We start from the raw sequence: 22,012 nt of genomic DNA, 5'->3' as shown, positions 1-22,012 counted from the left end.
TGAGACTTCGAACACCTCCCTCAACGGCACGGGAGCCTCGTGCGTTGCGGAGACCGATCCCGTCACCCGATCAGTGGTCACGCTGAAAGAGCTCACTGACACGAAAATAGAGTGAACCGTGCAGCTCAGGCCGCTGTGATCGGTTCGAAGCGGACGGTCAGGCCGAGGCTGTTGGCTTCCCTGGTCATGCGGCGCATGGCGCGTTCGGGGTCGCGCTTGGTGAAGTAGTCGGCGCCGAGGTCACGGTAGGGGGCCTTGTCGCGCAGGACGTGCCAGATCGCGATGGCGAGCTTGTGCATGACGGCGACCAGTGCCCGTTTGCCGCCCCTGCGGGCGGAGATACGGGGGAAGAACGCAGCGAGGTAGGAGTTCTTGTCCCTGATCGCGGCCATCGCGGCGGTCCCGAGCAGGCATTTGATGTTGCTGTTGCCCGGGCGGGTCCGTCCGGATCTGTTCACCCCGGCCGACTCGTTCTGGCCCGGCAGACGCCGATCCAGGAGGCAAGGTGCTGGGCAGAGGCGAACTGGGCCATGTCGCCGCCGGTCTCGGCGATGATGACCTCGGCGGCGAGACGGCCGATGCCGGGGATGGTGTCGAGGTTGTCCAGGTCCTGCTGCCGTTCGGCCAGCAGCGCGGCGATCCGGCTGTCGAACAGGGCAGTGCCACTGTTGAGACGGTCGATCTCGTCCAGGTAGTGGCGGACCATGAACGCGTGGTGGGCGGTGAACTCGCCGTCCAGGGCCTCGATGAGAGCCGGGATCTTGTTCCTGGCCTTGCCGCATGCCAGATCCGCGAGACGTTCAGGTTCCCGCTCGCCGGCGATGAGAGCCTCCAGGATGGCGCGTCCGGTGACGCCGACGATGTCGCTGAGGACCGAGCTGATCTTCATTCCGGTGTCCTCGAGTTCCTTCTCCAGCCGCTGAGCCTCACGGCCCGCGGCGCGGACGATCTCGGTCCGCGCGCAGACTCGCCCGGATGCTGCTGACCAGGCCCGACAACCTCAAGGCCGAGCATCACGAGCTCTTGGACAAGCTCACCGCCGCCTGCCCCGAGATGACCCAACTGACCACCTGTATCAGGGACTTCGCTCAGCTGCTGACGCCTCGCGCCGGAAATACCGACGCGCTCACGCGCTGGATCACGAAGGTCCGCAGAGCCGGCCTGCCCCACCTGCATGCCTTCACCTGGGGGCTGGAGCGGGACCTCGACGCTGTGATCGCCGCGCTCACACTTCCGTACAGCAACGGCCCGACCGAGGGCGCCAACACCAAGACCAAGCGGATCGCACGACAGATGCACGGACGAGCTGGCTTCACCCTGCTCCGTCACCGCATCCTCCTCGGATAGCAGCACGCTCTGTCACCACCGAATGTGAGAGAGGGCCGTTCTATTTACAGGCCCTGTCAGACCCCGTCAGCCAGATCATGGCCGTCGTCCTGGGTGGCGGCGGGCGCCCCGGAGCGCGTGCAGGCGTATGCGTGCGCGTCGGGTCTGGGCACGGGTGTGCCGGAGGGTGGTGCGTGTGAGCTCGGTGAGGATGCCGAGGTGTTGGGCTGCACCTGTCGGGCGGGCGAAGAGGAGGAGGGAGATGAGCACGAGTGCGCCTCCTGTAAGGGCCTGCACGGCAGCCTGGAGATGGCTCATGGTGCGGGGTGCGGGGCAGGCATAGGTGAGCAGGGTTGCGGCTGCTGCTCCGGGGAGGCACGCTGCCGTGATACGCAGGTGGGCGTTGACGGGGCCGCGCCCGGGGGGTGTGGTCTGTAGTGGCAGGACTGGGTGCGGGGCGTCGTCGGTGTCGTGGGCCGTGGTGTGTGTCCGGCGGGCCAGGAGGGCAGCCGTGGCTACGGCTCCGGCCAGGCAGGCGCAGGTGTGGGCGCTGGCCATGCCGATGACGGCCCAGCGGGTGGGTAGGAGGGTGCAGGCCAGCGCGCTGCCGGTCACGTTCAGGGCACTGATGCCGGTGGTTAGCAGGGCGGGGGTGCGGGCGTCTCCCAGGGTCTGCAGCGCGCGGGCGTAGGCGTACTGGAGGGACAGGGCGGGCAGGCCGGGGGCGAATGCGGTGAGGGTTTGGGCGATGACCAGGCAGTCCGCAGCCGTGGTGCGGCCGTATCCGTAGGCCAGGGTGGCCAGGTGTGGGGCGGTGGTGCCCAGGATGAGGGTAATGGGGACGAGGAGGCCGGTGAGGGCGCGGCTGAGGTGGGTGAGTCGTTGGCGAAAGGCTGCGGCGTTGTGGTGCAGGGCTGTGCGAGTCAGTGCAGGGAGGGCTGCGGTGGTGAGGGAGACGGCGATGACGCCGTGGGGGACGATCCACACCTGGTAAGCGTTCAAGTAGGTGCTCAGTCCCATGCCGGTGTCCAGCTGCTGGCGGGCGGCACGCTGGCTGAGCCGGGTGGCCATGCGGGTGATGGCCCAGAACGCGACCTGACTGGTGGCGACAGCGGTGCAGGCCCAGCCCGCTGCGCGGGCGAGACGGGCCAGGCCGTGTCCGCGCCAGTCGAACCGTGGTGTCCAGGTGTAGCCGGTGCGACGAAGAGCGGGCCACAGGGCCAGGGCCTGCACCGCGATGCCCAGGGTGCTGCCGAGCCCTAGTAGGGCTGCTTGTCCGCCGGTGAGTTCCTGCGGTGTGGTGGTACGGGTGAGGATGATGAAGGTGGCGAACACCGCGATGGCGATGAGGTTGTTCAGTGCCGGTACCCAGGCTGTTGAGGTGAAGCGGTCATGGGCGATGAGGATCTGGCTCAGGAGCGCGAACAGTCCGTAGAAGAACAGCTGGGGTAGGCAGTATTGGGCGAGTGAGACAGCCAGGTCCAGCTGTCGGCCGGTGAATGCCGTGGCAACGGTGTGGGTGAGGGCGGGAGCGGCAAGGACGGCCCCCGTGGTGGTGATGGCCAGGGCGATGGTACCGAGAGTCAGCAGCCGGTCGCGGTAGCCGGCGCCACCGTCGGGGGCGTGGCGTGCCCGGATTAGTTCAGGGACGAGAACGCCGTTGAGGGCGCCGCCCAGCAGCAGCATCAGAAGGGTGTTGGGCAAGACGTTGGCGACGGCGTAGGTGTCGCCGAGCAGGGATGTGCCCAGGGCGGCGACGACCATGGAGTTGCGGACGAAGCCGGTGATGCGGCAGACGAGAGTTCCCAGGGCCATCACCGTGCCTGCGCGGGTGCAGGTGTGCAGGTTTTCCTGCTGAGGCCTGTCCAGGGCCATGCCTTTCAGACGCGGTCTCGGTGACATCGGACCGGTCCTGGGGGGCCGCCGGGCGCCCGGAGCCTCCAGGGAGAGGACGCCGGTTGCCTGGTGAGTTTGGTGGTGTGCCACCAGTGTCGCTGTCGCCAGTAATGAGTGGGCCCCTTTGTACTGTTGCTGGGGGTCAGGAGCCGCATTGGCATGCCAGGGCCTCTTCTGGGTCTGTGGGGGTATGGGCCCAATGGGCGATCCGGATCAGAGCAGCCGAGGTCAGTCGGTGCAGCAGGGGACTTAGGAGGAGCACCGTGGTGGCACAGAACACGCCCGAGGAGAAAACGGCGGCGGTCGCAAGGTGCGGCTTGCGTGGCATGACGTGTTCCCTTGAACGAGGGCCAGGAGGCCCGTAGGTGCCGTTGGCAGCTCCAGTCCGTGCTGGTGCTCAGGCATTCCCGTCGTGGTAGCCGCGCCGTTGGAGGGCGAGGGCTGGGCGGTGTAGGAGGGTGCCTTTCGTGCGTTGCCACCAGGCGGTGATCCGGGTGGTGAGGGTGGTGGGGGAGGTGGTGTTCCAGGTAGACCAGTCCATGTTCCAGCCATTGAGACCGTTGTCGGGGCGGACGGTGGGTCCGGTGGATCCAATGACGATGACGAGGTCACCCGGCAGGGAGTGCTCGTAGAACCAGGCGGCTGGGGTGTGGAGGTTGCTGGTGCGGGTGTCTTCGAGGCCGATGCACCCGTGAGAAGTGTTGGCGGTGCCGAAGACACTGTGGGTGGCCCAGTAGTTGCCATGGACGTAGGTGCCGGAGTCGGACAGGCGCATGGCGTGGGGGACATCGGGGATGTCGTAGCCGCCTGCTGCAGGGCTCTGGGGGAATCCGACGGTGCTGCCGTTCATGCGCACGGTGGGGTATTTCTCGGAGATGACCATGATGCCGTTGTAGGTGGGGTGGGCAGGAGAGCCGGCGCTGATGGGCAGAGTGCGTAGGGGGATGCCGTCGCGGGTGACAGTCATCTTGTGGGCCTGAGCATCGACGGTGGAGATCTGGGCAGGGCCTGTGGTGAATTGCGTGGATTCGGTCTGGATTCCTTTGACCCCAGGGGCAGTGGTGACGCCGTCGAGGTCGATACGGACGGTGATGCGGCTGTGGGGTCGCCAGAAGGTGGGGGGGCGGAAGTCCAGGCGTCTGTCACCGAACCAGTGTCCGACGGCCTTCTGGCCGCTGCTGGAGTGGACCGTGATGCGCGAGCGTACGGCGTCGCGGTAGAGGACCGGTTTGTCGAAGGTGAGGGAGACCGGCATGCCCACGCCGACGACGGCGCCGTCCTGGGGCGTGCAGGAAACGGTGGTGCTGTGCTGGGGATCGCTGGTGGTGAAGGAAGCGGTAGCTGTACGGGGCGTGGCGCTGCCGTCGCCCTTGGCCTCGGCGGTGAGGGAGTAAGTAGTGCCTGGAACCAGGCTTTTGTCCGGAGCCCAGGAGCGCCGGTCGGCTGTGTACGTGCCGGGGATGGCAGTCCCGTCGCGGGCGGTCATGTGTACTCGGGTGAGTTCGCCGTCGGAGACCTTGACCCGTCCGGAAGCAGCACTGATTCCGGCGCCGGTCGAGCAGTCTTTCTGGGTGAACTCGATGATGGGCCCAGTAGTGTCTTCGCCGGTGCTGATCGTGGCCTTGCCATGGGCGGTGTCTCTTTCTTTCTTCATCTCGCACAGGATTAGATTCACGACGAGAAGCCCGCACAGGGCGATTGCCGCGAACACGTACTTGCTGAGATTCGTCACGTGCCTCTCCAGGATGGGCCGTCGCAGTGGTGGGCACTGCGGCATTGGCTTGCTGCGCGTGTTGGGCAGTGCAGGTCAGGGCTGATTGTGTGTTCCCGGGACGGTCGTCAGATGCTGCTGGTGACTGAGCGCGGGACGGCGGGTAAGCGGGGCGATTCCGATGGTGGCCTGTTCGCCGGAGGTGCGCGGGGGACACGGGCGGGGCTGCCAGGGTCCGGCAGAGGACGCTGGCACGCCGCCGTCAGCGCTGGTACCGGTGGGGACGGAGGGCGCGCGTGAGGACGGCGGTGTAAGGGGGTAGGAGCAGATGGCGTTGGCAGGGCCGGTGAGGCGCGCCTGGCGGGCGGGGTGCGCCGGGGCGGTCAGTCGCCGGTACGTTCTGGAGGGGTAGGTCCTGCGCGAGTGTTGTGCTCCTGGCTGCTGGCGAGACGCATCGTTTACGCGGTCCTATGGCCAGACTCTGTGACTGAGATGGCGGGCGGAAGCGGGCAACTGGGTGGGTGCGAGTCGGGCGGTGAAGGAGACGGTGGCTTGTCCGGCGTTTCCTTCGACGGTGGCGATGTGGCGTCCGAGGCGGGCGCCTGCCTGCCACCACAGGGTCCCGTAGCCGAGGGTGGCGTCCCGTCCTGGGCTGCCGTGGGAGAGGTCGATCTGTACGGCGAAGGCTGTGGCAGAGGAAAAGAGCAGGGGGTGGTGAAGGAGGTTGGTGCCGGGGCGTTGGTCGTGGGAACGCGAAGACCTGCACTCCCAGATGATGGTGGGACCGCTGGTGTCGGTGGAGACGGCGACGGTGCCCCATGGACGGGGCCATTCGCCGTCGGCGGAGTGTCGGGTGATGAGTCGGACGGCGCTGACGATGAGGTCGTAGCGGCCTGGACGGGTGGTGACGCTGGCCCCGGCCATCACGGGCTGATGGTTGCTGTAGTCGGTGTACAGGCGGGTGCCGGAGTTCCAGGGAGTGCGGGAGACGAGGACCCGGCTGTTCCAGCGTGAGGGGTGAGCGTGCCCGCGGCGCAGGAGAATGTGGTCGAGGTCCTGCGCGGGTCTGCGTGAGCGGGCAGGGACATCGGCCTGGCGTCGTCGGGCGAGGGTATTGTTGGTGGTGTCGAAAGAGTACGGCCAGCCCAGTTTCGCGGTGGGACTTTCTGCGTGAAGTGCCGTCAGTGCGCGGGCGTGTTCGCTGCTGCCGTAGGCCGTGTTCAGGGTGCCGGCGATGACCACCATGTCCTCGGGTGGCATGGTGCCGTTCTTCTCCTGTTCCATCAGGAAGTCGGCGAGGCAGGCGAGCTGGTGGCTGCGGATGTTCCTGGAAGCCGCGTCCTGGCCACTACGCAGGTGGGTGCCGACGACGTGCAGGCTGCTGCGGGCGGTGCGCACAGCTGCGTAGGTGAATCCTCTCTTCGGGCTGGCGCCTGTCTTCGGCGACCTCGGGTAGAGGTGATGTTCGGCGTGTGTGATGGTGTGGCGGCTCACCACGGCGACCCCCGTGCTCACGGTACCGGTGTGCGCGCAGAACGAGTCGATAGCGGGGGCCTGGTGGGTGAAGCCGTGGCGGGCCAGGCACTGCAGCAGACGCAGCGAGCTGTCTGTCTCGAAGAGGCCTTGGAGGATGATGACGCTGGCGCCCTGGAGGAATCCTGCCGCAGGGATCAGCCGTGCCCGGCGAGTGTTGGCATAGCTCTCTTCCCCAGGGCAGGGAAGGGTGAAGGCAACGTTGTAGCTGATGATTTTCCAGGTGTCGAGGTGGTTCACCGGTCGGCCTCTCAAGCAGTGACAGTCCCGCCATGGGCCAGGTCGTGGCCTGCACGTTGTGCCTTGCCTTTGCCGTGCCCTTACCTGGGCGGGGCGAGGCAAGCGGGGTCGTGTGAACCGTTCTGGCGGGGGCGTGGTCTGGCCGCTTTCCCGAGCCGGGCCCGCAGGTGTGCATGCTGGGCGGTTCGCTCAATGGCAGGCGTTCTGTCTTGTCTGCCACTGTCGTGTGGTTCCTACGGCGGCTGGTTAGCTGGCGGTGTGGTGGTCTCGTTATGGGTGGAACTTTGGCGGTTCAGCCGGGCAGCACCCGGACCTGTTCGGCCTGGACGCCTCGTTCGCTCTCGACGATGGTGAATTCGACTTTCTGGTTCTCTTGGAGGAAGCGGTAACCGGGCATGTCGATTTGTGAGTGATGAACGAAGAGGTCGGGCCCTTCCTCGCGGGAGATGAAGCCGTAGCCTTTTTCGGCGTTGAACCATTTTACTTTTCCAGTGGCCACTTGCTGTGCCTGCCTTGCTGTGTGGGGAATTGAGTGGAACTTGGGGTGCTGGCGGGTGCGGCTGCATGCCGATAGAAGAGCATGGCTTCCTGGCTCCTTGCTGTGAGGGGCCTCGCGTTTCCCGGACAGTCGTCTGACGGTTTCTTTCACGCGGTGATGCGCAACTTCTGGTGCTCGGCGTGGATTTCGCGGGGAGGGCGGTATTCCACTGCCGAGTGAAGGCGTTGGTGATTGTTCCAGAATTCGATACACTGGGTGATGTCCTGCCGGGCGGCCTCGCGAGTCAAGTACGTGACCCGCGATACGCGTTCATCCCTCAGAGCTCTGAAGAATGATTCGGCCATAGCGTTATCGAAGCAGGTCCCGGTGCGGTCGGCTGACCTGCGGAGCTGAAGGCCCTTCAGGACCTCCATGAACTCGTCCCCGATCCGCGGGCGGGGACGGGATTGGGCGGCTTTCTTCGCGCAGGGCTCGCAGGTCCAGGTGGCCCTGCAGCAGTTGGCGCAGGATCTCCTGGCCCCGCACGTCGAGGAGTTCTTCCAGTTCATCGTGGGTCAGCACGCCGCACTCCGGGGCGGCGAGGTCGGCAACCAGGGCGGTGAAGAAATCAGTCGCGCAGTCAAAGGGGTCAGCTTGCCGAGGGCATGTCGTACGGTCCCATCGGGCTCTTCTTCCGAGGGCGTTGGCACCTTCGAACCTAGGGAGAAGAGCCCGCCCGCGCTACGGCCTCACGATTCCGTTCCGTCCGGCTGCCGTTCGGGCAAGGCGAACCGGCCCGGCCCGGCCTCGACCAGCCAGCCCCGCTCCACCAGCCGCTTCAGTTTCGACCGCAGCCCCTCGACCTTCGACCTGTCCACGCTCAGCCCGGCCGCCTCGGCCACCCGCATCGCCTGCAACGGCCCTTTGGCATCAGCGATCACCTCAACGAGATCCTGATAGGCACCCGGCAGCACCGACACACCAAGGCCCGAGTGCCAGGGCGGCACCGTCTGCACCCCGATCGGAGAGCCATCCCCGAACCCGGAATCCGCCGCCCGGTCTGCTCCGGTTTCCGTTTCCCGATCCTGTCCGGCAGCCGCCGGATCCGCATCGGTCTCATCGAGGATCTCGCCAACCATTTCCCGGGCGATCTCCAGCCGGGACAGCCGCCCCTCGGCCTGAGTTAACGTTTGCGCAACTCCGCGATGTCACGCTGGAGTTCGTTCACCTCTGACCGGGCCGCAGCCTCACGCCGACGCAGTTCCTCGAGCAGCGAACTCATCGGGCATCTCCTCGCTCCCTCCCAGAACGGTAGGAGAAGTCACCCCTTCACAACAGATCAACACACAACTTCCCAGGCCACCGGTCCCTGCAAGGGAACTACACCCAGCCGGCTTCACCCTCCTTCGCCACCGCATCCTCCTCGGATAGCAACACACCCCGTCACCTGGCGCGAGGCTGGGTCAGTCGTGGCTCTCGCGGTGCTCGTGGCAGCGTCTGGCGGGACGCCACATCCAGCGGGGGGCCCTGATCCGGCGCCACGCGTTGGTCAAAGAGAGGCGGCCGCGCCGTGGCAGGACCGGGGTGTGTGCGGTGTGCTGCCTGGTCATGAGGAGAGTGGGACCGGGCCGGGCCTGGTGTCCCGGCTCACGGGCAGAGTGCTGCGGGCCGCGTCGGCCGGGGACCAGGGGCGTGACGTCCTGGTCTGGCTGGGGCGTGCGGGCAGCGGACCGGCGGTTGCGGCGGATACGTTCGGTGCGAAGGACGTGGTCCTCGAGGTAGAGGTTGGTTCTGCCTTGCCGGGCTGTGGGGACAAGGTAGCCGCGGCTTGTCCATTGGCGGATGCAAGCGGGGGTCACCTGAGCCACGACTGCGGCTTCCTGTGTGGTGAGGAGCCTGCGGCGGGGGGAGTCGCTGTCTTGGGCGGCGGCAGCAGCGCGTCGGCGTGTGGGGGGCATGGGGACCTCCGTGAAGGGTTGGGATCGCCTGGTCCGGGGGCGACGTCCCGGAGAGTTTCCGGGAGAGCAGGCAGGGGCGGTGGTGTGCGGTGGGACTGGGGCACCGACGGCGGTGTGCTCCGCACGTAGCCGGGGAGTGCCGCAGGTTGTAGCAACGGCCGGGCATCATGGCAGGCGCAGGGCACGGGGATTCTGCGCTGGAGGGCTGTGGGGTAGCTAGGGAGGTTGACCTGGGTGCCGCCTTGCGGAAGGGGATGCGTGGAGGGCCGGTGTCCTGGCTGCTGCCTTTCGGGTATCGGCGGCATCAAGGGATGCGGCTGTGGCAGGAACGGCAGGTGGTTCCTGTGGAGTCCTGGTACAGGGCGCGCAGGTCGCACACCGGGCACGGGGTGCTCAGCCGCTGGGGTGTGCTTTCCTGCTGAAGGAGTTGCACAGCTCTCAGGTAGGAGTTCCAGACGGCTTGGGGGTGGTCCGGCAGGACCGGGGGCTGCAGAGATGCGGGCATGGACCGGGTCAGTTGGCGGCACAGGTGCTGCAGCAGGTACCCGGGACGGACCGGGGTCGTGGGCAGCGCTCGGGGGAGTGCGTACAGGGCCCAGGCGTGGACGGTGCGGACGGTGTGGTCGGCGTGGGTGAGCAGCGGCATGTTCAGCGGGACGGGGACGGGGCGGTATTTCCAGGGCAGGGGAGCGGGGCGGGCTGTGGCGGGGGTGCGGGAGGCGGGGTGGGGGAGTTCGGTGTGCATCTGGACGTAGAGGGCGGGCAGGCGGTCCAGGGCTTGCCGGAGCCGGGCGATGCAGGTGGAGCATGCGGGGAAGGACGGGGCGTCCTCCTGCAGGGGCGTGGCGCAAACCAGGCAGGTTGCTTCCATGTGTGCTGTGGTTCCCGGAGGGATGGGGCACTGCAGAGCAGTAGTCATGGGGACGGTGGGGCGGTCGGATGAATGCTTGAGAGCGTGAGAGTCGGCTGTCTTTGGTGCACTGGTTTTTCTCTTATGGGGGCGGTGATCTGTGTTCCGTATCTGGTGTGCTCTGGCCTCTGGGAGGCGGGTGCCTCCCAGAGGCCAGGCCCGCGCCGGCCGGTCGTGGTGGGACCGGCGCAGCTTGTGGTCCGTCCGCAGACTGCGTGTGTGCCCGGGGCCGCGCGTTACCGGGCTCAGGCGGTTGCGGGGACGGGGTGAGAGGCATTCTGGGCTTTCCCTGCCTGGGTGTGTGTCTGTGTCGGCCTGGCAGGGCTTGCTCACCGTGGTTGCCGGTGCGGGGGCACGGGAACATAGCCGCCTGGCAGCCGTCCGGGCCGGAGAGGGCGCCTGGCACGGTGGCGGAGGGCCGGGTCCTGCTGCCTGCGGTGGCGCAGGGAGGTGAGCACCGGGCGGACAGCAGGACGTTTCGTGACTCGGCGCACAGGCCGAGGATGGAAACCGGCCGCTGTGGGCTTTCGTGGCAGCAAGGTCATGGTGCCGCTGTGTGACCCGGTGAGGGGGACGAGGATGTGTGGGCGGGATACAGGGGTGGCGGGGCCGGCTGTTCGGGGGGTGGGCAGCAGGCGTCGAGGTCGGTGAGTTCGGCGGGGGTGAAGGAGAGGTGTTCCAGGGCGGCGCGGGCCTCGGCGAGATGGTGCGGGCGCGTGGCGGTGATCAGGGCGGAGGTGATGCGCGGGTTGTGCAGGACCCAGCTCAGGGCCAGCTGTGCGAGGTTCTGCCCGCGGTCTGCGGCGATGCGGGAGATCGCGGGCAGCGGAGGGGCGTCCTCCTGCGGGGGCAGAAATGAGGGGGTCAGTGCGCCGTGTGCCAGAGGGGCGGCGGCAACGCAGCCGATGCCGTTGCGTTCCAGCATGTCCAGGAGACCGTCTTCGATCCACCGGTCGAGCAGGGAGTAGCTGGCCTGGCAGGAGACCAGAGGGATGCCCAGAGTCTGGAAGTGACGCAGGGCGGCGCGGACCATGGAGGGGGCGTAGCCGGACAGGCCGATGTAGAGGGCCTTGCCCTGCTGCACCGCCGAGGCCAGGGCCGTGATCGTTTCCTCCAGCGGAGTGCCGGTGTCGTAGCGGTGGGCGTACAGGAGGTCGAGGTAGTCCAGGCCGGTGTGCAGCAGCAGACTGTCCAGACCTGACAGCAGGCGCTTGCGGGATCCGAAGCCGGGCAGGCCTGGCGGCTGGTTGCCCAGGCCGATGCGGGCGGAGAAGATGAGCGACTCGCGGTGAGGGAGCAGCGCGGGCAGGGCCAGCGCAATGGCGGCGGTGGTGCTCTCGGGGCTGCGTGTACTGGGGGTGACGTCGAAGTGGGAGATGCCCAGGCTCATCGCGTGGTGCAGCAGCGTCTGCAAAGAGGTAGGGGCCGTAGGATCGGCGGCGCAGCTGCCGACGCTGAGGCTGATGGCGGACAGGTGCAGTCCATGGATGCCGCTGCGGCGGTGGAGCATGAGCTCGCCATAGCTGAGGGGCGTGGAACCGGGCATGGCCGTCCTTCGTGCGTGGCTGGGAAGACATGGCGGGGCAATTGCGGCGGCGCTGGCGCCGCCGCCCGTGGGAAGTGCAACGGGTCAGGGCCCGTGTCCCGGAGCGGGGTGAGGCGTGAGGGACTTGAACCCCCGACCGTGGGATTATGAGTCCCGTGCTCTGACCGGCTGAGCTAACGCCTCCTTGCTTCCCCTGCCATTGGGGTGCCGTATCCCGGGCATGGTCCCCGGGGGCCGGACAGGCAAGGGGCGTTGCTGTATTCAGGACATGCGCAGGGTGCCGGAACCGGCGCCCGTGGTGTAGTGCGCGAGTGTGATGCCACGAGCGGCCAGCTGGTGCTGGCATCGCGGGCACGGGCGGGCCAGCAGAGGGGCGCCCGTACGGCCCAGGCGGGCCACGTAGACCACAGCCCGACGCGGTATGTCCGTGGTGCGCATCAGGGCTTCCTCGGCATGGAAGGTGGCATGACGGAAATCCGTCCGGGGGCAGTTACGCCTGCGGTTGCAGGACCGGCCCAGGACCCGTCCGCCTTTGACGAGGACGGCACCTACTTTGAAGCGGCACTCGGAGCGGGCCGCTTCCTTGAGCGCGATCATCAGGTACCGGCTCGTCACCGGGCCGGCCCGCGACGGGAGGACAGGAGCGGACCGGGACGCTGTGCTGCTCATTGCCGGATGCTCCTCCGCTGTGTTGTTGCCCCGGGCTTTGGGATACGTCGATGGGGGTGTGATGCCGGGTGGGTGCCCGGCTGCCTGCTGGGGAGAGAGGGGGAACGCTGTGTGGGCGAGGTGGGATTCGAACCCACAAGCCCTCAAGGGGCAGCGGATTTTAAGTCCGCGGCGTTTGCCGGTTTCGCCACTCGCCCGGCAACACCCCTACGGCTCAGGGGATGTGCTGCCAGCTCTTGCCTGGGGGTGTGCCCGTCGCAGGACGCGGCGTTTCCCGGTGGCAGGTGTGGACCGTGGAAGGCAGGGAGCGTGCGCGCGGTGGTGCTCGGCGCGGGCACGCTCCAGCAGGTCCCGCCACGAGGTGACCTGAGGGCGGCGCTCGAGCAGCTCCCGGCGCCAGTCTGCGGTCGTCCCGCCGAAAATCCCCTCGAGGATGCGTCCGTCCAGCGCATAAGCCAGGCATTCGGTGCTCACCGTGCACATGCGGCAGATCTGGAGTGCTTCTTGCTGGTAGACCTGGCTTCTGGTGGCGAAGAAGTAGGCGTCGCCTTCAGAGAGGGTGCAGGCGCCGCGCTGGCGCCAGTACACATCCCAGGAACGCGCTCCTGCTGCGGATGGGGTCAGCCGTTCCACAGCATCTGCCAGGTGTCGGCATCCGGGTAGCCGTTCGCCCCCATACCGCGCAGGCCCTGAGCGAGCTGGAAGCGCGTGCATGCCTCCCGCAGGGATTCGTCCCAATACCGGCCCTCTTCCCACCCGTTGTAGTGCTCAAGAGCCTCGCGCTGCTCCGGTGCCCACCCCGCTGTGATCAGCTTCAGGCGCAGGAGCAGGATCCAGATGTTGCCTTTGCCAGGGCCGAAATAGGCATGGCCGGGGTACTCGGGAGGCGGTCCCTGCGGCAGCGATCCCCGGCTCGGATGCGGCAGAGCACCCAGCCGACAATTGCCTGGCACGGTGCCCTCGTCTTCCCCGGGACCGGCCTCCGCCCGCCGTCCGCGGGGCAGGGACACCACGGATACCTCACCGAGCCATTGGCAGGTTCGCGGGCACCAGCCTGTTCTGCGGGACGGGCCCGCCGTGAGAGAAGCCAGGACTCTGCGCGCAGCCCGGTTACGGGGGCCGAGCAGGGCAGTACATCGCGTATGACGGGCAGACATCACGACAGTAAATTCCTTACCTTGCGTGGGGGATCCAGAACAACGGGCCGCTGTCCGCCGGAGCACAAATGCAGCAGAAGGCGCCGCGGGGGCAGCCGGGACCAGCGTCCGCTGTCACAGAGCAGGAACCGGCCTGCCACAGGGATGGAGACGAGACCGGGGAAGAAGAGGCGCAGCTGGGGCAGCTCCGGCTGCGCCGGTCCACAGGGCACGAGTGTGTACCTGCAGGGAGGGTGCGACAGGGGAAGAGGGTGGCTACGGGGTGGCTGTTGTCAGGTCTTGCGGGAGCCGTGTCGCGACGGATTCGGGAGTCAGCCAGGCGGCCTCCAGTAAGGTCGATGACACTGGCTTTCGCATGCCACCGCGCCCTTCCTCGCAGGCCGGGTGCGGCCGTCGCTTACCGCCTGTGCAGGCTGTTCGTCCTCGCTTCGCCCGGGTGCTCCGTCTGGACCTGCAGCTTCGCCGACGGCAAGGGCGCGCAGCCATCGAAGAAGGGGAGGGCCGCACGCCGGAGACCCGTTGGTGAGCAGACCTCCTGGCGTCGTTGGCATCGTTCCTGGCTTTGTGAGGTGGCTGTTGCTGTCTTCGCACAGCAGTGTCCGCGCTCACGTGCACAGCCGGATGGAAAGTCAACTCTGTTTGCTGCCCAGGTACATCACCCATACCTGGTCCTTGCGGCGTGTGGCGTCCCACATCCCTCGTTCGAAGGCGGGGTACCCCCCGGTCTTGACGCGAGTGACGATCCGGTCTGCCTGGTGCTGCGAGTACGTGCCGAACAGCACGTAGACGCCTGGTCTTTTGACCGCTTCCTTCGCTGTCTGCGCGGCGCGCAGTTGCATTACACGGGCGTTGAGACGAGGGGGCGGCGGGTCGGAACTGAGGGACAACGTCGTGACCTCCTGGCCGGAGTAGGAACGAGAGCCGTTCCCGGTCGGCGCCCAGCAGGAGTGACGTGTCTGGAATTCAACTTACTTCGCTGACCGGGATGCGCAGAGTCTTCCCCGCACGGCATGGGCAGTCCGTTCTCCTCCGTGTCGGGAACGAACAGCTCACTGGTGTATACACCTAGCACAGAGGCCACGCGCCACGCGGTGACCGGCTTGACGCCGCGCTGGCCGCTTGCCATCAGCGAGATGAAGGCCTGCGAGACGTGAGCCTGCTCGGCGAGTTTGCGCTGGGAAAGGCCCTCGAGCCGTACCAGCTCTTCGAAGCGTTCCGGGTGTCGAAGTCGCATGGAATGCATCTCCCTGAGTCTGACTGCCGGTTAGCGCGCCACGGCCAGTGGTGGCGTCACGGTGAACCTCACCACAGTTATCGCAATCACTGCAATTGCCGCATACATCCCATTCCTGGCGCAGTTATCAATCCCTCAACTTGCCTCCAGCGCCCCTGCCATGAGGAATTCCGCCTCCGCCAGCCCGTGCCACCGCCGGAAGGGAGCTCCGAAGTTATCGCGGAACGTGTAGTCCGTCAGGGGGGACCGGACGCTATCGCTGTACCCCGGCGGTTATGTCTGTGCCTGGGCCCCCGAGTGCGAGCCAGGGAATCGCTCTGCAGCGGATGTGGTGGGCCGCGCTGTCTGGACGCGGCGGGTTCGCCGACCGGACAGCGCCGACCTTACGGGCGCTGCCTGCTCGTTGTGACACTGTGACGGCGCTGGATGCTGTCATAGGCGCGCTTTCCCGCGACAGGAGAACGGAGCTTCCGTTCATTGTGGGTTGGCCGGGGGTGCAGGCTCCGGCTGTGCATGACCGGGCCCGCCGACGCAGCTGGCGCGGGCGGGCCCGGTCATGTCAAATAGCGGGGCTCGGAGTGTGGAGCCGTCGGGCCTGCGGCAAAGCCTCGCCAGGGCCGCTGTATCTGATGCACCTGCCGGAGGCCGCAGTGCAAGAGCTTGCGAATAAATCGTGACACCTAAGGTCGAAACGGTCAAGTGCAAAGGAGTCCGTCCGCGCTGCGCCCGCTGTCACCCCACCGCATGACCTATTAGGAGCGCCGACAAAACGGTGCTTTGATGCCGCAGCCAAGGGTCGTAACCGTCAACCGCCCGCCTGCAGTTGGTGTCACGCGCCCTGCCCCGGTCCGGTGCGGCAACCTGCGGACTGGCTGGGCCTGCGGCATGCCCAACCAGCGGCAGACAGCCGAGGAAGGGAAGCGCCCTGCCAGGCAGTCCAGTAGTGATCCTTCTTGGCGACGCGCCCTGGTCGGCATGCCACCCAGCCGACGGGCTGAAGGCGGCCGGCAAAGACCACTGTGCTGCGCCGCACGGCACGGATGCTGTCGGACAGGGCCGGGTGCTGTCCGGCGGCCGACGCGCACGGATCCCTGCCGCCCAGCTGCACAAGCGGCTCCAGCTGGCGAAGGAGGGGGCAGATGGGCAGAGTGCACGGGAAATTGCCCGGGGATACCAGCGGGCCAGCGGGCCCCTCTGCAGCGTGCGCCCGGCGGATCCCGCCGGCGCACCACCGGGATCCGCCCGGGACCTCACGGAGGCTCCCCAGCGGTCCTGTTGCCCTCGAACCGCTCAAGTCCCGCTGGCTCTGTGCCGCAAGTGCCCGGCGGGGGGCTGAGTGCAGCCGGGCCAGGGCCACGTACAGGAACCCATGCCATCGTCAACCCTGCCGGGCCCATCATCCGGGCCGTGCCCTGCCAGCCCCGCGGAAGGGGACAGCCTGTATGAATGAATTCCGTCAAGACAAAGCTGCTGACGCGGAGTTGTGTGGGCACGGCAACCACAGGGTCCGCCGGACCGTACCCTCAAGACTCGCAGAGGTCCCAGCTCCGACACTCCGGCGCAGAGGTACAAGCAACCGGGCAACCACATCGTGGAGGATATGCTCGTGCCACCTGGCCGGGTCCGTCGTGCGCCGCCGGGCCCAGGTCGACTGCGGACAGCCAGGCAGCGGCTCTCGCAAGGCCGGAACCAGACGCCCCATGCAAGACTACGGCCCCGACCCGCAAGCCCCCCGTGCCCGGCCGCCGCCCTGCCGGAATCGCCCTGTCTCCCGGCCGGTCCGCGCGTCCCCACTCCGTCGGCCCTCGACGACGCACCCTCAGGATGATCATGACAGCGCCATGAATGCCGAAGGCCGCCCCGTCGCCACAACGGGAACGGCCCTCACCTGCCGACCCAAGCCACCACAGCCTCGAGTCGTACACGGGCAGAACGCCATACCCCGGCTCTCGCAGGGCCGCAGGCAAGCACCAGGATAGCCAGACACCCCACCATGCGCAGCCGTACAAGCCCGGTGCTGCCGAACCGGCAGCTTCTCCCCGCACGGCTCCCCCGGATCCTGGGGAGACCACTGAACCATGCACCGCACGCGACCAGCCGCACACCTCCCGCGAACCACCGGCACCTGCCTATCCCATGAGGCCAGCAATGGCACCAGGCTCCTGTCGGCCGTCTGCCCCGGCGGCACCCGGCGCGCCCTCTGCGGCACACCAGAGCCCAGCACCGCACACAACACCCGCGGACGTGCGGCAGCACTTCCCGCACTGCACCGGAATCTCCCTGAGGCGGTCCGGTGACCGCGAACGGCTTCATCCGCCGCGGCCCGATGGCCGCCGATGTCTTCGAACGGCAGTACACCCAGGTTCACAATGCCGTCTTCCGCGACCGCAGGATGTCCTTCAAAGCCAAAGGCATCTTCGGCCTCATCAGCACGCACCGGGACGGCTTCGGACTCTCCATCGAAGCCGTGGTCTCCTCCGGCACGGACGGCACTAGCGCAGTACGCACCGGCCTGAACGAACTCGAAGCATTCGGCTACCTGCGCCGTGACCAGTCCCGGCTGGACGGCCCGACACAGGAGAAACCAACAGCAAGAAAAGGATCCTTCGGACCCGTGGAGTACTACATCACCGACATGCCGGACGGCCTCGTCATCAGCATCCCCCCTCCCCACGACACCACCGGCACCGCACCCGCGCCCTCTCCGTCATGCGAAAACCGCATCACGGAGAAAACCCCCAGGTCGGCACCGCCATGCGATATCCCGCAAACGGACAAACCGTATGCGGCCCAGCAACAACGTAAGAAAACCAAAGCCAAGAACACCCTCTCTCCTCCCGCCCCACCAGCCCCTCCTCACGCCGCCACCCCCGCACAACTGCCACCCGTCGGCCACGTCTCGCACCAGTCAGTCCCAGCCCCCGCCCGGCCCTACAGGATCACCACTCCCACCGCCCATACCCAGGCAGCCGCAGTAGCACAGGCCCTCGCCGCCCAATGGAAGAAAACACACGGCACCCGACCAGGACGCAGGCAACTCGCACAGATCACAGCCGAAGCCAGCGACGCCCTGACAGACGGCGACTCACTGACCTGGCTCCTGCACACCGTGGTGCCCTTCATGGCCGACCGCGGCTACCTGGACCTCGGCCGCGCCAGAACACACCGCCACTGCCCCCGCCCCCAGCAGCCTGCCCCCGCCCCGCCCGCCAGCCAGACCGCCCAGCTCACAGCTCTCGGCATCCAAAGCTCCGGACTCTGACCCCTGTCCCGACGCAACCGCACCCCAGCCAGCCTGCCCCCACCACCGCCACAACGGAAAAACCGGCCATGACCAACCCCGCACCCAGCCCCTGCGACAGCCCAGCACTGCCCGCCTCCTACGAACGGATCCCCCCCAGCGACCGCGAGGCCGAAACCTGCGTCCTCGGCAGCATGCTGCTCTCACCACAGGCCATCACCGACGTCACACGCCACATCACAGGACCCGACTTCTACTGGCCCGCCCACGAACTGATCTTCAACACGATCACCAGCATGCACCACCAAGGAACCCCGGCAGACCCCATCACCGTCGGTGCCGAACTCACCCGACGCGGCATCATCACCCGCACCGGCGGACCCGCCTACCTCCACACCCTGGTGAACACCGTCCCCACCACAGCAAACGCCGAGTACTACGCCGAGATCATCCGCGAAAAAGCAACCCGACGCAGCGGCATCGAAGAAGCCACACGCGCTGTCCAGGCACTCCACAACCCGGACGGCGACGCCCAGGAAATCATCGAAGACACCATCGAACGGATCCGAGCCGTACGCGACCGCGGCCCCCGCACAGACGACACCCCCTCCACCACACTGCGAACCTTCCTCAGCGAAGCCGACGACGAGCCCGCATGGGTCATCCCCGGCATCCTCGCCCGACGGGACCGACTCATCATCACCGCCGCCGAAGGAGGCGGAAAATCACTGCTCAACCGCCAGATCCTCCTGCGCACCGCCGCTGGCCTCCACCCCTGGAAAAAAACCCGCATCCCCCCACAACAAGCGCTGCTCATCGACGCCGAGAACAGCAGATCCCAGATCCGGCCCTGGCTGCGCACTATGCTCACCGCCGCCACAGCCGAAGGCGCAGATGAGACAACCCCAGACCGGCTCACCGTCGCCGCCATCGAGAACGGCCTGGACCTCCACCACCCCACCGACCGCTCCCGACTGCTGCGCATCGTCGAACGCAGCCAGCCCGACATCATCGCCATCGGGCCGCTCTACAAACTTGCCTCCGGCAGCCCCAACGACGAAGAAACAGCACGCGTCCTGATGTCCTCACTGGAAGCCGTACGCGCCGCTAGCAACGGAGCCGCCCTCCTCATCGAAGCCCACGCCCCCCACCGCGCCCCCGGCACCCCCCACCGTGACCTGCGCCCCATCGGATCGTCCCTGTGGATGCGCTGGCCCGAATTCGGCTTCGCCCTCTCCCCGGCCGCACCCCATGGCGCAGGTGCCGACGGCCTTGGCCTGACCGACTGGCTCCCCTGGCGGGGAGCCCGCGCCACGCGGGAGTGGCCGGAGCAGTTCATGCGCGGCACAACCTGGCCCTGGGCAGCCGTCATGAAGATCGCTCCCTAACGGGACCGTGCCGGTCTCGGTGCGAGCAGGACGCACCGCGACGCAGGTCTGTAAAGCTTTCGGTGTAACTGGGTTGGGGGCCTTGGCCCCGGATTTTGAACACGTCTATACGGTTTGGTCCAGGGTAGTTGCTGCTGGTTGGACGTCGTTCTCGTAGGCGATCGGAGATCGCTGACCGAGGCGGGAGTGCCGGCGCCGGGTGTTGTACCGGGTCAGCCAGCGGAAGGCGTCGAGCCGCGCTTCACGCTCGCTCGGCCAGCCTTTGCGGCCCTTGAGCGTCTCCCTCTTGAAGGCGGCGTTGAAGCTCTCCGCAGCGGCATTGTCCGCGCTGGACCCGACCGCGCCCATGCTCTGCCGGACCCCTGCCGACCTGCAGATCTCAGCGAAGGCCCGACTCGTATATTGGGCGAGCCGTGATCGGTGTGCATCACAGCTCCGGTCAGGCTCCCGCGGGTCCGCTCGGCGGCCGCGAGGGCGTCGATGACGAGCTCGGTTCGCATGTGATCGGCGATCGCCCACCCGGCCAGACGGCGTGAGGCGAGGTCGATGACGGTCGCGAGATAGAGCGGCTTCGCACCACTGACCGGCAGATACGTGATGTCGCCGACGTACTTCGTGTTCACTACGGCCGCGGTGAAGTCACGGCCGATCAGATCCGGCGCCTTCGACGTCGCCTGGTCCGCGACAGTGGTCCGATGTCGGCGCCGCAGACGGACTCCCTCGAGCCCGATGGCACGCATGATCCTCGCGACCCGCTTGTGGTTGATCCGTTCGCCCTCGCCGCGGAGTTCGGCGGTGATCCTGGGAGCTCCGTAGATGCCATCGGAGTCCTGATGGACCTTGCGTATCCGGGCTGCGAGCCCGGCCTCGACGGTCTGCCGGGCTGCTCTCGCGGCCGCGGTGCGGCGCCAGTAGTAGAAGCTCGACCGGGAGAGGCCGAGAATGTCGCAGAGCCGCTTCACGCCGTGACGGCGCTGGTGGTCGTCAACGAACTGGCAGCGGTTCACCAGCGCGTCTCCGTCGCGAAATACCGGGCCGCCTTGCGCAGGATGTCCCGCTCTTCCTCCAACTCGCGAATCCTCTTCCGCGCAGCGGCCAGCTCCGCCTGGACGGCGTCACCATCAGACCGCAGAGCGGCTGGCGGTGCGGAGTAGGCGCCGGGGCGGCGCCCGTCGGCAGCCCGGATCCAGTTCCGCGGCGTCTCGGTGTTCACCCCGAGATCGGTCGCGACCGACTTGATCGTCGCTCCCGGCCTCGACCGGTACAAACGCGACCGCGTCCGCCTTGAACTCGACGGGATAGTGCTTCATCCCCACAGGGACTCCGTTCTCCTGGACCATCAAGATCCAAGTCTCTCCGGTGTCCAAAACCCAGGGTCAAGGCCCATCCTGGGCGGGCAGGCCGAGGCCGACCATCTGCGGTTAGCGCTCAGTGAACAGGTCGCGCGGGTCAAGGGGCCAGGTAAAGGACATGGTGATCTCCTCTCACGCCACCACACGGCGACGCCAAAAGCAGGAATGCTTGCTTTAGTTGCCATGGGGCACGATCGTCGAAAAAGCAAGGAATCTTGCGTGAGCGTGAGAGGTGAGGCAAGTGGGTGGCAACGAGATCCGGCGCAGGCCCGGCGGGCGGGCCGCCCGCGTGCGCAAGGCGGTGCTCGACGCGACCGTCGAGGCCCTGGCAGAGGGCGGAACGATCCGCATCAGCTTTGCCGACATCGCCAAGCGGGCCGGAGTGAACGAGACCTCCCTCTACCGTCGCTGGCGCACCCGCGAGAACCTCCTGGTCGACGCCATGCTCACCGCCAGCGACCAGCGCATCCCCGTACCGGACACCGGCTCCGTGCGCGAGGACCTGCGGACCTTCGCCACCCTGGTGGCGGCCTACCTCAACGACCCGCTCGGCGCCGCACTCGCCCGCGCCGCGGTGATTTCAGTGGATGCCCCGGAGATAGCCGAGGCGCGCGAAAGGTTCTGGCAGTCGAGGATCGAACTGGCCGCGGTGATGATCGAACGCGGCATCACCCGGGGCGAACTGCGCCCCGGGACCGATCCCCGCATAGCGCTCGAAGCGCTGATCGCGCCCCTGCACAGCAGAGTACTCATGACGCGGGAGCCCTTGGGCGAAGGACTCCCCTACGTACTGGCCGACTTGGTACTGGACGGTCTGGGAGCGCGGGACACCGGAATCTGGCCCGCTATTCGTTGACGACGCCCCGAGTAGTTCATCCGGCCGCTTCGATGGCGAGATGGTTCCACTGCTCCCAGGACTTGAGCCGCTGTTCGTAGTCCGCCTTGACGAGCGGTAGAGCCACCTTGCCGAACAACGCCCGCAGCGGTGGCTCCTCGGTATCCACCAGCTTGAGCACCACCCAGGACGCTGGTGTAGGCGAGCAGGGCCACCCCCGCCGCCTTCGCAGCACCGGTCACGGCCAGGTGCTGCGCCACGCGCGCTCCCCAGTCGTTGCCGGAGATCAGCAGCACTCGGTCGCCCGCGGCGAAGGCGTCGGCGAGGGTCTCGGGCTGTGCGTAGTCCGCGATCCGCAGTTCGATGCCGCGCTCGGCGATCGCGGCGCCCTTCTCCTTGCTGCGGACGAGGGCCACGATCTGCTCCGCCGGGACCTGTGTGGCGAGCAGGCCCTCGATGACGAGGCGGCCGAGGTTTCCGGTGGCACCGGTGACGACGAGGCTCATGACTGCAATCTCCGTTTCCTCTGGGCTCGCCA

19 protein-coding genes, 2 tRNA genes and 3 pseudogenes are annotated in these 22,012 nt (G+C 67.4%); 4 read left to right on the top strand and 20 right to left on the bottom strand.

The features are described from left to right. Window positions 1-125 precede the first annotated feature (125 nt). Both ACWD4A_RS24635 and ACWD4A_RS24630 read right to left on the bottom strand, forming a co-directional pair. A complete protein-coding gene (locus ACWD4A_RS24635) occupies window positions 126-458 on the bottom strand; it encodes a hypothetical protein (protein WP_451197228.1) in 333 nt (110 codons plus the stop codon). After that, complete coding sequence (locus ACWD4A_RS24630; RefSeq protein WP_451197227.1) at window positions 455-889, bottom strand: transposase; 435 nt, start codon at window positions 887-889, stop codon at window positions 455-457. The genes ACWD4A_RS24635 and ACWD4A_RS24630 overlap by 4 nt, the downstream gene beginning before the upstream one ends. A gap of 65 nt (window positions 890-954) precedes the next feature. Here ACWD4A_RS24630 and ACWD4A_RS24625 point away from each other — a divergent pair. Then, window positions 955-1,347, top strand: a pseudogene (locus ACWD4A_RS24625) (ISL3 family transposase); the annotation flags it as partial. Between the two features lie 75 nt (window positions 1,348-1,422). Here the strand turns inward: ACWD4A_RS24625 and murJ are convergent. The 16 genes from murJ to ACWD4A_RS24545 form a co-directional block, all read right to left on the bottom strand. Further along, window positions 1,423-3,228 carry a murein biosynthesis integral membrane protein MurJ gene (gene murJ, locus ACWD4A_RS24620; protein ID WP_451197225.1) on the bottom strand — a complete coding sequence of 602 codons (1,806 nt, stop codon included), beginning with the start codon at window positions 3,226-3,228 and terminating at the stop codon, window positions 1,423-1,425. A 391-nt stretch (window positions 3,229-3,619) separates the two neighbouring features. Then, a complete protein-coding gene (locus tag ACWD4A_RS24615) occupies window positions 3,620-4,954 on the bottom strand; it encodes an Ig-like domain-containing protein (protein WP_451197224.1) in 1,335 nt (444 codons plus the stop codon). Window positions 4,955-5,401: 447 nt separating this feature from the next. Further along, window positions 5,402-6,706 (bottom strand): endonuclease/exonuclease/phosphatase family protein, encoded by a 1,305-nt coding sequence (locus ACWD4A_RS24610; RefSeq protein WP_451197222.1) that lies wholly within the window; start codon window positions 6,704-6,706, stop codon window positions 5,402-5,404. 292 nt (window positions 6,707-6,998) lie between these two features. Further along, window positions 6,999-7,205: a cold-shock protein gene (locus tag ACWD4A_RS24605; RefSeq protein WP_451197221.1), complete on the bottom strand. Its 207-nt coding sequence runs from the start codon at window positions 7,203-7,205 to the stop codon at window positions 6,999-7,001. A 146-nt stretch (window positions 7,206-7,351) separates the two neighbouring features. Then, window positions 7,352-7,618 carry an integrase core domain-containing protein gene (locus ACWD4A_RS24600; protein WP_451197219.1) on the bottom strand — a complete coding sequence of 89 codons (267 nt, stop codon included), beginning with the start codon at window positions 7,616-7,618 and terminating at the stop codon, window positions 7,352-7,354. A 315-nt stretch (window positions 7,619-7,933) separates the two neighbouring features. Then, on the bottom strand, window positions 7,934-8,323 hold the full coding sequence (locus tag ACWD4A_RS24595; protein WP_451197218.1) for a hypothetical protein: 390 nt from the start codon (window positions 8,321-8,323) through the stop codon (window positions 7,934-7,936). Between the two features lie 324 nt (window positions 8,324-8,647). After that, the gene (locus tag ACWD4A_RS24590; RefSeq protein ID WP_451197216.1) at window positions 8,648-9,142 is read right to left on the bottom strand and encodes a MerR family transcriptional regulator; all 495 of its coding nucleotides are present in this window, start codon (window positions 9,140-9,142) and stop codon (window positions 8,648-8,650) included. Between the two features lie 304 nt (window positions 9,143-9,446). Next, the gene (locus ACWD4A_RS24585; protein WP_451197215.1) at window positions 9,447-10,013 is read right to left on the bottom strand and encodes a hypothetical protein; all 567 of its coding nucleotides are present in this window, start codon (window positions 10,011-10,013) and stop codon (window positions 9,447-9,449) included. A gap of 580 nt (window positions 10,014-10,593) precedes the next feature. Beyond that, window positions 10,594-11,598: an aldo/keto reductase gene (locus tag ACWD4A_RS24580; protein ID WP_451197214.1), complete on the bottom strand. Its 1,005-nt coding sequence runs from the start codon at window positions 11,596-11,598 to the stop codon at window positions 10,594-10,596. Between the two features lie 109 nt (window positions 11,599-11,707). Continuing rightward, a tRNA-Ile gene (locus ACWD4A_RS24575) sits at window positions 11,708-11,781 on the bottom strand. Between the two features lie 78 nt (window positions 11,782-11,859). Then, entirely contained in the window at window positions 11,860-12,267 is a 408-nt protein-coding gene (locus ACWD4A_RS24570; protein ID WP_451197213.1) for a hypothetical protein, read from the bottom strand. A 112-nt stretch (window positions 12,268-12,379) separates the two neighbouring features. Then, window positions 12,380-12,464, bottom strand: a tRNA-Leu gene (locus tag ACWD4A_RS24565). A 10-nt stretch (window positions 12,465-12,474) separates the two neighbouring features. After that, complete coding sequence (locus ACWD4A_RS24560) at window positions 12,475-12,981, bottom strand: WhiB family transcriptional regulator (protein ID WP_451197212.1); 507 nt, start codon at window positions 12,979-12,981, stop codon at window positions 12,475-12,477. After that, window positions 12,888-13,277 (bottom strand): hypothetical protein, encoded by a 390-nt coding sequence (locus ACWD4A_RS24555; protein ID WP_451197210.1) that lies wholly within the window; start codon window positions 13,275-13,277, stop codon window positions 12,888-12,890. Before ACWD4A_RS24555 ends, ACWD4A_RS24560 begins: the two co-directional genes overlap by 94 nt. 776 nt (window positions 13,278-14,053) lie before the next feature. Continuing rightward, window positions 14,054-14,263 carry a hypothetical protein gene (locus tag ACWD4A_RS24550; RefSeq protein ID WP_451197209.1) on the bottom strand — a complete coding sequence of 70 codons (210 nt, stop codon included), beginning with the start codon at window positions 14,261-14,263 and terminating at the stop codon, window positions 14,054-14,056. Beyond that, on the bottom strand, window positions 14,263-14,658 hold the full coding sequence (locus ACWD4A_RS24545) for a helix-turn-helix domain-containing protein (RefSeq protein ID WP_451197208.1): 396 nt from the start codon (window positions 14,656-14,658) through the stop codon (window positions 14,263-14,265). Before ACWD4A_RS24545 ends, ACWD4A_RS24550 begins: the two co-directional genes overlap by 1 nt. A 2,293-nt stretch (window positions 14,659-16,951) precedes the next feature. On the opposite strand from ACWD4A_RS24545, the gene ACWD4A_RS24540 reads away from it, so the two are divergent. After that, a complete protein-coding gene (locus tag ACWD4A_RS24540; RefSeq protein ID WP_451197206.1) occupies window positions 16,952-17,920 on the top strand; it encodes a hypothetical protein in 969 nt (322 codons plus the stop codon). 68 nt (window positions 17,921-17,988) lie between these two features. Next, window positions 17,989-19,287, top strand: a complete 1,299-nt coding sequence (locus ACWD4A_RS24535) for a DnaB-like helicase N-terminal domain-containing protein (RefSeq protein WP_451197205.1) — start codon at window positions 17,989-17,991, stop codon at window positions 19,285-19,287. A gap of 105 nt (window positions 19,288-19,392) precedes the next feature. Here ACWD4A_RS24535 and ACWD4A_RS24530 read toward each other — a convergent pair. Further along, window positions 19,393-20,603: pseudogene (locus ACWD4A_RS24530) on the bottom strand (IS3 family transposase). Between the two features lie 277 nt (window positions 20,604-20,880). Between ACWD4A_RS24530 and ACWD4A_RS24525 the strand changes: the two are divergent. After that, on the top strand, window positions 20,881-21,495 hold the full coding sequence (locus ACWD4A_RS24525; protein WP_451197204.1) for a TetR/AcrR family transcriptional regulator: 615 nt from the start codon (window positions 20,881-20,883) through the stop codon (window positions 21,493-21,495). 149 nt (window positions 21,496-21,644) lie between these two features. On the opposite strand, the pseudogene ACWD4A_RS24520 reads toward ACWD4A_RS24525, so the two are convergent. Continuing rightward, window positions 21,645-21,980: pseudogene (locus tag ACWD4A_RS24520) on the bottom strand (NAD(P)H-binding protein); the annotation flags it as partial. Window positions 21,981-22,012 lie beyond the last annotated feature (32 nt).

It is taken from the genome of Streptomyces sp. NPDC002537 (genome assembly GCF_053594975.1).
This window is presented reverse-complemented; position numbering and strand designations above follow the sequence as displayed.

Excerpts from the sequence above, each read along its gene's own strand:
- ACWD4A_RS24535 (WP_451197205.1), top strand. The coding sequence starts at position 17,989 with ATGACCAACCCCGCACCCAGCCCCTGCGACAGCCCAGCACTGCCCGCC.
- ACWD4A_RS24630 (WP_451197227.1), bottom strand. The coding sequence starts at position 889 with ATGAAGATCAGCTCGGTCCTCAGCGACATCGTCGGCGTCACCGGACGC.
- murJ (WP_451197225.1), bottom strand. The coding sequence starts at position 3,228 with ATGTCACCGAGACCGCGTCTGAAAGGCATGGCCCTGGACAGGCCTCAG.
- ACWD4A_RS24560 (WP_451197212.1), bottom strand. The coding sequence starts at position 12,981 with ATGCACGCGCTTCCAGCTCGCTCAGGGCCTGCGCGGTATGGGGGCGAA.
- ACWD4A_RS24545 (WP_451197208.1), bottom strand. The coding sequence starts at position 14,658 with ATGCGACTTCGACACCCGGAACGCTTCGAAGAGCTGGTACGGCTCGAG.
- ACWD4A_RS24595 (WP_451197218.1), bottom strand. The coding sequence starts at position 8,323 with ATGGTTGGCGAGATCCTCGATGAGACCGATGCGGATCCGGCGGCTGCC.
- ACWD4A_RS24550 (WP_451197209.1), bottom strand. The coding sequence starts at position 14,263 with ATGCAACTGCGCGCCGCGCAGACAGCGAAGGAAGCGGTCAAAAGACCA.
- ACWD4A_RS24585 (WP_451197215.1), bottom strand. The coding sequence starts at position 10,013 with ATGGAAGCAACCTGCCTGGTTTGCGCCACGCCCCTGCAGGAGGACGCC.
- ACWD4A_RS24600 (WP_451197219.1), bottom strand. The coding sequence starts at position 7,618 with ATGGAGGTCCTGAAGGGCCTTCAGCTCCGCAGGTCAGCCGACCGCACC.
- ACWD4A_RS24580 (WP_451197214.1), bottom strand. The coding sequence starts at position 11,598 with ATGCCCGGTTCCACGCCCCTCAGCTATGGCGAGCTCATGCTCCACCGC.
- ACWD4A_RS24570 (WP_451197213.1), bottom strand. The coding sequence starts at position 12,267 with ATGAGCAGCACAGCGTCCCGGTCCGCTCCTGTCCTCCCGTCGCGGGCC.
- ACWD4A_RS24590 (WP_451197216.1), bottom strand. The coding sequence starts at position 9,142 with ATGCCCCCCACACGCCGACGCGCTGCTGCCGCCGCCCAAGACAGCGAC.